Raw genomic sequence first — 12954 nt, 5'->3', positions numbered from 1 at the left:
GCAGACAGTTCACACCCACCGCGTTCAGCTCCCCGTTCTGCCCGTCCGTGAGGACGGTCGGGACGGTGAGGACGCCGCGGAGGTTCTGGTTCGCGGGGGCCTTGAACACGCCGCGTTCGGCGTCGGTACGGGCCCACACGCCGGCGATGTGGCCGCACGGCGGCACGGTGCGGGCCGCTCCGTCGAGCCCGGGGACGGTGAGCCAGGGGTAGTACACGGTCGTGAACTCGGCGTCCTCGGTGTCGGGGGACGCCAGCGACTCTGCGAAGGCGGTGGCCTCGGAGGGCTTCTTGCCGGGCGGTGGTTCCACGATCGCCAGCCGGTTGCGCATCGTCGTGCAGTGCGCCACGACGGATTCGATGACCGGCCGGACGACCGTCGCGTCCTGGCTCTTCGTCCAGAGGTCCGGGACGGCGACCATGTGGACGTCCGGGACGGTCTTCAGCCCGGTCAGTCCGTCGCCGATCTCCGCCCCGAGGTCGCTCCCGGGGTCGAGCGGAACGACATAGCACTTGGTGCCGCCGTTGGCGAAGAAACCGTACACGGCCTCGGCGAGCGCGTACTTCCGCCCGTCCGTCAGCTTGCCCGTGAGGTCGGTGAGTTCGCGGTGGCGCGTGGCGACGGGCCACCACGGCTTGCCGGCCGTCTCCCAGGCCGCGTAGCCCCCGAGGTCCTTCACCCTCGTCTTGATTCCGTCGGCGAAGGTCTTGTCCTCGCCGGACACGTCACGGCCGGCCCCCAGGGCCTCCATCACCGTGCCGAAGCGCTGGTAGTCGTCTTCGGTGACTCCTGCTGCGACGGCCTCTCCCTTGAGGGTGCCGTCCGCGGTCGTGAACGTGGACCGGAGCTGCTCCAGGGGCTCCAACGCCTTCGCCGCCTGCTCCAGCGTGAGGGCGGAGCGGAAGTGGAAGGTGTCCACGAACTCGTTCCAGCTCCGCACGGGGTGCGGCGCTCCGGCGTCGGGCCGGGTGACCGGGTAGCCGAGGAACGCGGGCGTGGACGTGCCCGCTCCGGTGATGATCCGTAATCCGCTGGGGACTTCCTTGACGTAGACCCCTGGAGCTGAGCTTTCTAAGGCCATGCGGCTCCGCCCTTCGTGAGGTGTCGGATACACCTCCGAACAGCGATACCCAAACATGCGCACCACGCCACACAGTCATCCGAAGAAGACGGTAAACCACTCCTCAGCATGAAATCGTGACATGTTGATGCAGACTGTCTGCAGGGAGCCGGCCGAAGGCGGTCCGCCCCGGTTCACCCCGGTCGGCTCGCCGCCTCGGTCCGGTCAGCGGGCCTACAGCCCGTTCTGGGCCAGGCTGCCGCAGTTTGTCTTGTAACGGGCCACGACATAGCCGTCGATCTCGCCGCCCCAGTCGACGCACTTGCCCTTGGCGTCCAGGTAGACCGGCCCCGCGTACGAGGTGAAGAAGCCGTACTGCTCCTGCTTCGACTTCAGGTCCTTGTCGCGCTGGAGCCAGGAGCCCACCCACAGCCGCGAGCCGGTCGAGCTGTTCCGCTTGGTGACCACGCAGTTCTTGCCGGTGGCGGCGCTGTAGGCCAGATAGACCGTCCCACGGCCCGGGATCGGGATCTGGTTGACCTGCGCGTATCCGGCGCCGCACTCCTGGTTGTACGCGGCGGCGGCCGGAGCGGCGACGGACGTCCCGGCGCCCGCCACCAGCACCGTGGCGGTCGTGGCGGCGGCGAGCAGCGCAGCTCCCGCGACGCGGGTACGTACAGCACGCTTCACTGTGTCCTCCGTGGAAGTCGGATGGTGCCGGTTGATGAACGTACGCGGGACGGCCGTCTCCGTGCCCACAAAGACACACCACGCCCAAAGGAGGTTGCACGCCCCCTCACCCCCACGATGCAGAACCGGCCACACTGCTGCCGCTGCACGGCCCGGACGCGCCCGGACTATGTGTGGTCGGGCCAGGGGACGTCGGTGGCCACTGCGGCGGTGTAGTCGACGCCCGGCACGGAGAATCCGTACAGGCGTTGGACCTCGGCGCGGAACCAGTCGAGGTCGGCGAGGCCGGCGATGGTGTCGGTCGTGGCGGTCTCCCAGCGTTCGGCGACGGCCGCCTGGACCTCGTCGGTGAGTTCCCACGTGTCCAGGCGAATCCGGCCCTCGTCGTCCAGAGCGAGCGGGGCGGCACCGGTGAGCTGGTCCCACAGAGCGGCGAGCTGGTGGATCGGCGGGACCATCCCCTCTCCGAGGACGCCGCGCAGCAAGCCGGTGTACAGGGCGATGCCGGGGATGGCGGTGGAGGACTGGGTGACGGCGGCACCGTTGACGGAGGTCACGGCCCGCCCGCCCACCGTCTCGGCGAGCCGCTCGTTCAGGCTGCGGGCGGTGGCCTCCAGGTGGGCCTTGGCCGCGCCGATGGTGCCCTGCCGGTAGATCGCCGCCGTCATCGACGAGCCGATGTAGGACAGCGCGGCGGTGGCGAACCCGTCGGCGAGCAGCCCCCGCCCGGCGAGGTGGTCGATCCAGCGTTCCCAGTCCGCGCCGCCCATCACGGCCACGGTCTGCTCCACGTCGTCGCCCTCGGCCGGCCCGGTCTCGACCTCGCGGACCTCCGGAGCACCCTCGTCGTCGAAGACGAGGGTCCTGGTGCGGTTGGCCCGGCCGATCGGCTTGAGGACCGAGGCGTAGGTGGCGCCAGTGAGGGGGTCGGTACGCCGGGGTGCGGCCACCGAGTAGACGAGGTAGTCCAGCCGGCCGCCGAAACGCTGCTCGACGAGGTCGGCGACCTGGTCCTTCATCGAGTCGGAGAACGCGTCGCCGTTGAGGAAGACCAGGTCCCGCCCGGCGGTGCGGGCGATGTCGGCGGTGGCGGCGGTGCGGTACCAGCCCGCCGTAGCGGTGCGCCGTTCGGTGGGAGCCTTCTCGAAGGACACCGCGACACCGCGGATGCCGGCGCGCTTGAGTCCGGCGAGGGTGGCCGCGAGGCCGTATCCGGCGGAGGAGCCGATGATCAGCGCCACCGGCCCGTCGCCCTCCGGCACGCCGGCAGGAGCGGGGCAGGTCTGCCACATGTCGGCCACCAGCTGCCGACAGCCCGCCGGGTGGGAGTCGAGGAAGAGGAAGCCTCGGTTGCGGGGAGTGAGAACGCGCCGGTTCACGATGACAGTCCTTGGGTCGGCTGGGACAGGACACGGAGGCCAGCCGGGCCTCCGTGTGCTGCAAGTCTGCGACAGCACCGACACGGCCAGGGGCCACGTCGGGGCACAACGATCACAAGCCGATCTTGGAGTGTTCCGCCACTCCCGGCCCGGCAACGATCGACCCGGACGCGAGCTGAAGGCCATTCCGGAGCAGGTGCCGTGGCATGCGGTGTCGGTCATCTGTCGGGGCTGTCGGTCCGATGCCGTCGGCTTGTCGGTGGGGTCTGACACCTTCCCAGGGACGGCCGGCCGGAGCTCACCGGGCGGCCCCTATCCCGAGGAGCCACCATGCGTACCCCCGTCACGATCATCGGAGCCGGACTCGGCGGCCTGACGCTGGCCCGCGTTCTGCACGTCCACGGAATCCCGGTCACGGTCTACGAGGCCGAGTCCTCCCCCGCCGCGCGCACGCAGGGCGGAATGCTCGACATCCACGACTACAACGGGCAGCTCGCCCTCAAGGCCGCCGGCCTGATGGACGAGTTCCACGCCATCGTCCTGGAGGGCCGTCAGGCGATGCGGGTCCTCGGCACCGATGGGACCGTCCTGCTCGACAAGGCCGACGACGGTACGGGCGGACGCCCCGAGGTGCTGCGCGGCGAGCTGCGGCAGATACTGCTCGACTCGCTCCCGGCCGGCGCCGTCCGGTGGGGGCACAAGGTCAGCAGCAGCCGTACCCTCGGCGAGGGCCGCCACGAGGTGACGTTCGCCGACGGCAGCACCGTCGTCACGAGCCTGCTGGTCGGCGCGGACGGCGCGTGGTCACGGGTCCGGCCGCTGCTCTCCACCGCCACACCCGAGTACGCCGGCACGTCGTTCGTCGAGACCTACCTGTTCGATGCCGACACCCGGCACCCGGCCGCCGCGAAAGCGGTCGGCGGCGGGATGCTCATCGCGCCCTCCCCGGGCAAGGACATCTTCGCCCACCGGGAAAGGGGCGACACCCTGCACGCCTACGTGGGGCTGACCAAGCCGCAGGAGTGGTTCGCCGCCATCGACTTCACCGATGCCGCCGCGGCCACAGCGCGGATCGCGCAGGAGTTCGACGGCTGGGCGCCGGAGCTCACCGCGCTGATCACCGACGGCGACACGGCACCGGTCCTGCGCTCCACCTACGGTCTGCCGACCGGGCACCGGTGGGACCGGGTGCCCGGAGTGACCCTGCTCGGCGACGCCGCCCACCTCGCGCCCCCGAACGGCGAAGGCGCCAACCTGGCCATGCTCGACGGCGCCGAACTCGGCCAGGCCCTCGCCGCGCACCCCGACGACATCGAGGCCGCGCTCACCGAGTACGAACAGGCCATGTTCCCCCGCAGCACCGAAGTCACCGCTTTCGAAGGTGTCGAGGTCCAGGGGATCGACTCCGAGGACAACACGGCCCACGGCCTGATCAAGGTGATCGAGAAGGGCCGATGAGCCACTCGGGCCCCGAAAGAAGCGTCAGCTGCTGGGGCGCCCGCGTGGCCGGGCGGGCGCCGCGTCAGGCTTGGGCGTCTCCGGTGGCCGTGCGTCGGGTGCCGAGCCATGCCCTGATGGCCTCCGCCGTCGTGTGCGCGTGTTCCTCGGCCATGCTCCAGTGGTTGCCGGGGACGTCCACGGTGGTGTGGGGCAGCGGCCAGGACGCCCGCTGCTCCCCCGACCGCGTCGCGGGCCCGCCGTGGGCCGGTGGCTTCGGCAGCGGTTCGGTGGCGCGCACCAGCAGCGTGGGAACGTCTGCCGGTTCCGGCTGCCAGCCGCGGGCGATACGGGTGTAGGCGCCGAGGGCGGCCATGGACATGTCGTCCACGGCGGTGTCGAAACGCTCGCCCAGCTGCCAGGGGATACGGGCGGGCAGGGCGAGCAGCCACGGATCGTTCTCCCTGTCCGGGGTGACGTGGTAGGTGTCGACGAGGACGAGACCGAGCGGTGGTGTGCCGGTGGCCGCGAGGCGTGCGGCCACCGCATGTGCGGGACAACCGCCCATCGAGGAGCCGAGGACGGCGTACGGGCGGTCGCCGAGGTGGTTGCGTACGGTGTCGGCGTGCAGGTCCACGAGGGTCTGCCAGTCCTGGGGCACGGCGTGCCCGTGGTGGACACCGGGGTGCTGGATCTCCAGGACGTCCCGTTCGCCGCCGAAGGCGGAGGCCAGGGTGGCATGCCAGGGTCTGCCGAGAGCGGGGAAGAAGCCGGGAAAGCACACGAGCGCGGGACGCGCAGTGCCTTCGGCCAGGTGGAGGGGCGCGAGCGCGTGCCGGGCGCTGTCGGAGGGGGCGAAGGCGGGCAGGGCGAGCGAGGCGGTCACCAGCATGTGCATCGCCGACACGACGTCGCCGGTCTCGCACACGCGCCGGTAGAGGGAGGCCAGGGTCTGCGACGGCCGTGCCGTTCCGGGCGGGGCGGCGGGGCCGGTGGCGGGGACGTCTTCGTGCGGGCCGTCGCCCAACTCCTGGTGCAGATAGCCGGCCAGCTCTGCGGCGCTGGGCCGGTCGAACACCACGGTGGCGGGCAGCTGCAGGCCGGTGAGTGCGCCGAGGCGGTTGCGCAGCAGGACCCCGGTCAGGGAGTCGAAGCCCAGCTCGGTGAAGGGGCGGCCCGGGGCCACGGCGTCCGCGCCGGCATGGCCGAGCACGGTCGCGACTTCCTCGCGGACGAGGTCGAGCAGGGCCGGTGCCCGGTCGGGTACGGCCAGCGCGGCGAGGCGGTCGCGCCAGGCCCCGGCCGCGGGCCCGGGGTCGTCGGACGCCCCGGCCGTGGCTCCGGCCGACGGGCGGGCCGTGCGCAGCAGTCCGCGCAGCGGCGGTGGCACCGGCTGCCCGTTGGTGCCCGCCCGCCGGGAGCGGTCCAGCAGCAGCGGGGCGAGCACCGGTTCGCCGCTGCCCAGTGCGGCGTCGAACATCGCCAGGCCCTGCGCGGGAGAGACGGCGCGTAACACGTCGTCCATGGCGCGGTCGGAGGCGGCGGTACGTGCCGCCATTCCCTCTCCGCCCGCCCAGGGGCCCCAGGCGAGCGAGAGGGCCGGCAGGCCGAGAGCGGCGCGGTGGTGCGCGAGCGCGTCCAGGAAGGTGTTCGCGGCGGCGTAGTTGGCCTGCCCGGCCGTGCCCAGCACTCCGGCCGCCGAGGAGAACAGGACGAAGTGCGAGAGGGGCAGATCCTTCGTCAGCTCGTGCAGATTCCAGGCCGCGTCCACCTTCGGTCGCAGCACCGCGGCCAGCCGCCCGGGTGTCAGGGCCTCCAGCACGCCGTCGTCCAGGACCCCCGCGGCATGCACGACAGCGCTCAGCTCGTGCGCGTACCGCTGCACGACGGCGGCCAACCGGGTGCGGTCGGCGGCATCGCACGCGATCACGTCCACGCCGGCGCCGGACTCCTGGAGCTCTGCTCGCAGCCGCCGCGCGGCAGGTGACCGGAGGCCGTGGCGGCTGACGAGGACGAGGTGGCGGACCTTGTGCCGGGTGACCAGGTGCCGGGCCAGCAGGCCGCCGAGGGCTCCGGTGCCGCCCGTCACCAGTGCCGTGCCCTCGACCGGAGAACCGCCCCGCGGGGTGTCGGTGCCGGCCAGCCGGGGGACGCGCACGGCGCCTTCGACGAGCGCGAGCTGGGGTTCGCCGGTGGCGACGGCGGCCGGCAGCAGGCGCAGGGACTCGGGCCGGCCGTCGGTGTCCACGAGCGTGAGACGCCCGGGGTACTCCGCCTGTGCGGAACGCACCAGGCCCCACACTGCGGCGGCCGGCAGGTCCGGCACGGCGGCGGTGGCGCCGCGGGTCACCACGACGAGCCGCGCACCCGGGGCGGCCGTGGCGGACACGTGGGTCTGCAGCACGGCCAGGGCACGCGCGGCCAGGGAATGGGCGTCCTCGGCCGGGGCGGCGCCGGAGGAGGAGGACAGGGAGACCACCGCCGCCCCGGGGCCGTCGTTTCCTCTTCCGCCCGACGGCCCTGAGAGCGCGGGGCGCAGGCCGAGGTCGTCGGGTTCCGCGACGGACAGGAGCAGCCCGTCGCCGTCGACCGGAACGCCGGTCCACCGCAGTCCGTACAGGCCCCCGGCAGCGCTCACTTCGGTGGCCGCGGCACCGAGGGATTCCGGTACGGGCCGGGTGGTCAAGGAATCCACCCGGGCCACCGGCCTGCCCGCGGGGTCGGTGAGGTCCACGGCGACCGTGTCGGGGCCGGTGGTGCGTATGCGTACGCGCAGGGCCGTGGCACCGGCGGCGTACAGGCGCATGCCGCGCCAGGCGAAGGGCATGCGGACGCAGCCGGCGGTCGGGGCGGCGAGCAGTGACGCGTGCAGCGCGGCGTCCAGCAGAGCGGGGTGAAGGCCGTACCGGCCGGCGTCGGCGCTTGTCGCCCCGGGCAGGCGCACTTCGGCGAACACCTCCTCGTCCCGCCCTCGCCAGGCGGCCGTGACCCCCCGGAAGGCAGGACCGTATGCGTGACCGGCGTCGGCCAGGCGCTCGTAGGCGCCCGCGAGGTCCACGGGCTGAGCACCCGGAGGCGGCCACGCGGAGGTGACGCAGTCCTGGCCTCCGTGTCCGGTGGCCGGGCCGAGCCGTCCGGTCGCGTGGTGCGTCCAGGTGCCCAGCGGGCCCGACTCCCGCGGGCGGGAGTGGACGTCGACGGTGCGGCGGCCGGCGGTGTCCGCCTCACCGAGGACCACCTGCACCTGGACCCCGTCGCCGGAGCCGGAGGGCGCCGACGGCAGTGGCAGCGGGGCCAGCTGCACCAGGTCCTCGACGACCTCCAGCCCGCACGCGTCGCCCGCGTGGACCACCATCTCGGCGAACGCGGCGGCAGCTACGAGCACCTCCCCGGCGATGACGTGGTCGCGCAGCCAGGGCTGGGCGGCGGTGGAGAGGTGGCCGGTGCACAGCAGGCGTTCCGTGCCGGGCACCGTGGTCGTCGTGCCGGTCAGCAGAGGATGGTCGTTGCCGGCCGGTGCGGGGGCTCCGGTGTCCTCCAGCCAGTAGCGCTGCCGCTGGAAGGGGTAGGTCGGCAGGTCCACCCGCCGGGCGCCGCTGCCCGCGTACACCCGGCGCCAGTCCACCGGCAGGCCGTGCACGTGCAGCCGGCCGAGCGCGGCCAGGACCGTCTGCGCTTCCCGCGCCCCGGCCCGTGCGGTGGCCGTGCACATCAGCCCCTCGCGCTCCCCCGCGACGCCGGCGAGGGCGGCCGCCGTGAGGTGTGCGTCCGGTCCCACCTCCGCACAGGCCGTCACCCGCTCGTCGTTCACGAGACGTTGCACCGCGTCCCCGAACCGTACGGTTGCGCGGGCGTGGCGCACCCAGTACGCCGCGGAGCGCAGATCGTCTTCGCCGGCCCGGCGCCCGGTCACCGTCGACATCACCGTGATGCGCGGTCTTCCGTACGTCATGCCCGAGGCGATGCGGCCGAACTCGGCGAGCATCGGCTCCACCAGCGGTGAGTGGAAGGCATGGCCGGCCCGCAGCCGCGTGGTGCGGCGTCCGCGCACGGTGAACCGGGCGGCGACGGTGCGTACGGCTTGCTCCTCGCCGGAGACGACGACCGACCGCGGACCGTTGACCGCTGCGATCGCCACGCGCTGCGCCAGGCCCGCCCGGTCCGCCGCATCCGCCAGCTCGTGCGCCGCCTCGTCCTCGGTGGCCTCCAGGACCACCATGGCGCCGCGCCCGGGCAGTTGCCGCATCAGTCGCCCGCGGGCCGCGACCAGCTCCACCGCTTCCGGCTCCGACAGGATGCCCGCGACGTGAGCGGCTGCCAGCTCGCCGACGGAGTGCCCGGCCACGGCGTCCGGCCGCACTCCCCAGGACTCCAGCTGCCGGAACAGCGCCACTTCGTGGACGAACAGGCCCGCCTGAGCGAAGTCGGCCCTGTCGAGCAGAGCGGCGTCGCCGGTGTTCCCGTCCGCCCACAGCACGGTGCGCAGGGGCCGCTCCAGACAGCCCGTGCCGTCAAAGCGTGCGCACAGGGCGTCGAAGGCGGCCGCGAAGGCGGGGAACGTGGCGTGCAGTTCACGACCCATGCCCGGCCGTTGCGCGCCCTGGCCGGAGAACAGCAGCGCCAGCCGCCCGGCGGGCGCGCCCGGCCTCACCCCGGTGCCTCCGGTTCCGTCACCGGTCGCCGCCAGCGCGTCGAGAGCGTGCAGCAGCGCCTCGCGGTCCCCCGCCGTCACGGCCGCCCGGTGGGCGAGTGCCGCCCGGGTCGTGGCCAGGGAGAACGCGACGTCCAGCGGGGACAGCCGGGGCTGCTCCCGCAGCAGGGTCGCCACCTGCCCGGCCTGCGCGCGCAGAGCCTGCGGGTCCGCGGCCGACAGCAGCAGCGGTGGCCCCGTCCTCCACGCATCGGGGGCCGTCGCCCTTGCCGGGACGGTCTCCGCAGCGGGCTCCTCAAGCGCCTCTTCCAGAATGACGTGGGCGTTGGTCCCGCCGATGCCGAACGCGGACACCCCGGCCCGGCGCGGACCGCCGGGCCGGGCCGGTCGCCACTCCTCCTCCCGCGCCGGGAGCCGTACGGTGCCCGCCGACCAGTCCACGCGCGGTGACGGCTCTGCGCAGTGCAGGATGCGCGGCAGCCGTCCGTGGCGCATCGCCAGGACCGTCTTGATGACACCGCCGACGCCGGCCGCGGCCTGGGTGTGCCCGATGTTCGACTTGAGCGCCCCGAGCCACAGCGGCCGGTCGCGGGGCCGTTCCCGCCCGTAGGCGGCCTGCAGCGCCCGGGCCTCGACGGGGTCGCCGAGCGCGGTACCGGTGCCGTGCGCCTCGACCATGTCGATGTCGGCCGGGGACAGCCCGGCGGCGGCCAGGGCCTGACGGATCACTTCCTGCTGGGCCGGGCCGCTCGGCGCGGTCAGGCCGTTGGACGCGCCGTCGGACCCGACGGCCGAGCCCCGGAGCACGGCCAGCACCGGGTGGCCGTTGTGCCGGGCGTCGGACAGCCGCTCCAGCAGGACCACTCCGGCGCCCTCGGCCCAGCCCGTGCCGTCGGACGCTGCCGAGAACGGTTTGCACCGGCCGTCCGGCGCCAGGCCGCGCAACCTGCTGAACGCGACGAACGGCGCCGCCGTGGCCATCACCGTGACGCCACCGGCCACGGCCAGCGAGCACTCTCCGGAGCGCAGCGCCTGGGCCGCCGCATGCATCGCCACCAGCGACGACGAGCAGGCGGTGTCCACGGTCACGGCGGGCCCGCGCAGGTCCAGGGCGTACGCGAGGCGGCCCGAGGCCACGCTGCCCGCCGAGCCCAGGGCGAGATGGGCCTCCAGCTCGTGCGGGCCGCGGTGCAGGAGACGGCCGGCGTAGTCGTCGTGCATCACGCCGACGAAGACACCGGTGCCGCTGCCGCGCAGCGCCGTCGGGTCCAGGCCGGCCCGCTCCAGGACCTCCCAGGTGGTCTCCAGCAGGATCCGCTGCTGCGGGTCGGTGGCGAGTGCCTCCCGCGGGGACATTCCGAAGAAGGCCGCGTCGAAGTCGGCCGCTCCGCGCAGGAAGCCGCCGCGGCGGGTGACGGACGAGCCGAGCCGGTCGGGGTCGGAGTCGAAGAGACCGGGCAGGTCCCAGCCACGGTCGTCGGGGGCGTCGGAGGTCGCGTCGGTCCCGTTCGCGACCAGCTGCCACAGGTCCTCCGGCGAGGCAACGCCGCCCGGATAGCGGCAGGCCATCGCGACGATGGCCACCGGCTCGGCCACGGGCCTTCCCGCCCCGCCGCTGCCCGGACGGCCGTCGGGGGCCGGGCCACCGAGGAGCTCGGCCTGCAGGAAATCCGCCACGGCGGCGGGCGTCGGGTGGTCGAACACCAAGGTGGCGGGCAGCGCCAGGCCGGTGACCGTGCCGAGCCGGTCACGCAGCAGTACGCCCCCCAGTGACGTGAGCCCGAAGGCGGTGAAGGGGCGGCCCGGTTCCAGATCCCGCTCCGGCACGCCGCTCGCGTGCGCCGTCGCGGCGAGGACGAGACGCAGCATGTCGTCGTACCGTCCGGAGGGGGTCAGTGCCGCCAGGCGTCGTCGCCGGGCGGACGCGGTGGTCTCGCGCGCCGGCCCGAGCCGCTCGGCCAGGTGCCGGGCCAGCGCGGGACGGTCGGTCTTGCCGGAGGGGGTACGGGGCACGGAGTCGGTCTCGTACACCTCGTCGGGCACCTTGAAGCCCGACAGCCGCTCCCGGCACCGGGCGCGTACCCGGTCGGTGTCGACGCCGACCTGCGGGTCGGCGACCACGAACGCGACCGGCACCTCGCCCAGCACGTCGTGCGGCCTGCCGACGACGGCCGCATCCGCGACGCCGGGGCAGGCGAGCAACACGTGTTCGACCTCCACCGGGTTGACGTTCTCACCGCCCCGGATGATGAGTTCCTTGACGCGGCCGGTGACGCGCAGACCGCCGTGCGGAAGGCGGCGGCCGAGATCCCCCGTGCGGTACCAGCCGTCCTGGAGTGCCCGTGCGGTGTCGTCCGGACGGTCGTGATATCCGAGCATCAGGTTCGGACCGCGGACGCGGATCTCCCCCTCGTCCCCGTCGGCGACGTCGTCGCCACCGGACGGATCGGTCAGCCGCACCTCGACGCCCGGCACCGGCATTCCGCCGGGGCCGGCGCTCCCGGAGCCGTCGAGCCGGTCGACCGTGATCTTCCCGCATGTCTCGGTGCTGCCGTAGCCGTCGAGCAGCGGTGCACCGAGCAGCTCTTCGACGTCGGCCCGCAGCTCCGGGGGGCACGGCGCGCCCGCGGTGACGCACAGACGGATGCCGGCCGGTGGCCGGGAGGCTTCGCGGACCGCGCTCGTGAGCAGGCGGTAGGTGGCGGGCACGCCGGCGACGATGGTGAACCTCTGCTCGGTGAGGGCCTGCGCGACGCTCGCCCCCCGGTCGAGGAGGTACGCGCTCGCGCCCACGGCCACCACACCCAGCAGGCACAACGAGTGGGCGTAGGCGTGGAACATGGGCAGCGGCCACAGCAGCCGGTCCCGCGGTTCCAGGCCCCACAACGGGACGTAGGCCGCCGCCACGGACCACAGTGCGGTGCGCTGGCTGGAGACCACGCCCTTGCTGCGCCCGGTGGTGCCGGAGGTGTAGAGGATCCAGGCCGCCTCGTCCAGGCCGAGGTCGTCCCGGGGTGCGCATCCCGGGTCCGTCGTGACGAGCCGTTCGACGACGTGCGTGCCCGGGGCCGCTCCGTCCGGCACGGCGTCCCTGCCCGTGCCCGTGCCCGTCACCAGGATCCGCGACCGTAATCGTGGCCGTACGGCCGCCAACCGCGAGACCCGTGGCAGCAGCGTGTCCTCGGTGACCACCGCGACCGCCCCGCTGTCGTCGAGGAAGTAGGCGAGCTCGGCGTCCGCGGCTCCGGGATCGAGCGGAACACCCACTGCCCCGGCCCGCAGCACCGCGAGGAAACTCTCCACCGCCTCCACCCGGTTGCCCAGCAGGAGCGCCACCCGGTCGCCCCTGCATATCCCCAGCCGCACCAGATGGCCCGCCAGACGACAGGTCCGCTCCTCCAGCTCCCGGTACGTGACGCCCCGGCGCGCGTCCTGGAAGGCGGTCTTTCCTCCCGCCCGTGCCGCGTGAGCCTTCAGCACACCCGGCACCGCACGGATCAACTCATCGCGAATCTCCGCCATCCCCACCCCTTCGGTGACGCCACTCCCCACCGCCGCACTACTAGTGGATAACGCCGCTCTTGTCGACGGTGAACTTCCCGCTCGACGCCCCGTTGACCGTGCCGCGTTGCCCACCGGGAGCTCGCGGATCACCTCTACGCCGCATCCTTCGCCGGGCGCGCGGTCCTCGCCACGCGGGTTGGGCTGGACGAGGACCCCGAAAACCCTTCGCGCCT

General features: G+C 73.6%; 5 protein-coding genes. 1 reads left to right on the top strand and 4 read right to left on the bottom strand.

All coding sequences use genetic code 11. The annotated features are described in order from the left end of the window. The 3 genes from LE181_RS04575 to fabV form a co-directional block, all read right to left on the bottom strand. Positions 1-1081 (bottom strand): phage tail sheath subtilisin-like domain-containing protein (locus tag LE181_RS04575; protein WP_225659753.1); only part of this gene is annotated, 1081 nt, incomplete at its 3' end. A gap of 213 nt (positions 1082-1294) precedes the next feature. After that, a complete protein-coding gene (locus LE181_RS04570; protein ID WP_225659752.1) occupies positions 1295-1750 on the bottom strand; it encodes a spore-associated protein A in 456 nt (151 codons plus the stop codon). A 167-nt stretch (positions 1751-1917) separates the two neighbouring features. Then, positions 1918-3129 carry an enoyl-[acyl-carrier-protein] reductase FabV gene (gene fabV, locus LE181_RS04565; RefSeq protein WP_225659751.1) on the bottom strand — a complete coding sequence of 404 codons (1212 nt, stop codon included), beginning with the start codon at positions 3127-3129 and terminating at the stop codon, positions 1918-1920. A 330-nt stretch (positions 3130-3459) separates the two neighbouring features. Here fabV and LE181_RS04560 point away from each other — a divergent pair, with 330 nt between their 5' ends. Then, entirely contained in the window at positions 3460-4587 is a 1128-nt protein-coding gene (locus LE181_RS04560; RefSeq protein WP_225659750.1) for an FAD-dependent oxidoreductase, read from the top strand. Between the two features lie 64 nt (positions 4588-4651). On the opposite strand, the gene LE181_RS04555 is transcribed toward LE181_RS04560, so the two are convergent. Beyond that, on the bottom strand, positions 4652-12739 hold the full coding sequence (locus LE181_RS04555; RefSeq protein ID WP_225659749.1) for a type I polyketide synthase: 8088 nt from the start codon (positions 12737-12739) through the stop codon (positions 4652-4654). Between the last annotated feature and the right edge of the window lie 215 nt (positions 12740-12954).

This window comes from Streptomyces sichuanensis, from assembly GCF_020328095.1.
Classification (GTDB): domain Bacteria; phylum Actinomycetota; class Actinomycetes; order Streptomycetales; family Streptomycetaceae; genus Streptomyces; species Streptomyces cinnamoneus.
The sequence above is the reverse complement of the archived record's forward strand: the minus strand, read 5'-3'. Positions and strand labels throughout refer to the sequence as shown.

Excerpts from the sequence above, each read along its gene's own strand:
- LE181_RS04560 (WP_225659750.1), top strand. The coding sequence starts at position 3,460 with ATGCGTACCCCCGTCACGATCATCGGAGCCGGACTCGGCGGCCTGACG.
- LE181_RS04555 (WP_225659749.1), bottom strand. The coding sequence starts at position 12,739 with ATGGCGGAGATTCGCGATGAGTTGATCCGTGCGGTGCCGGGTGTGCTG.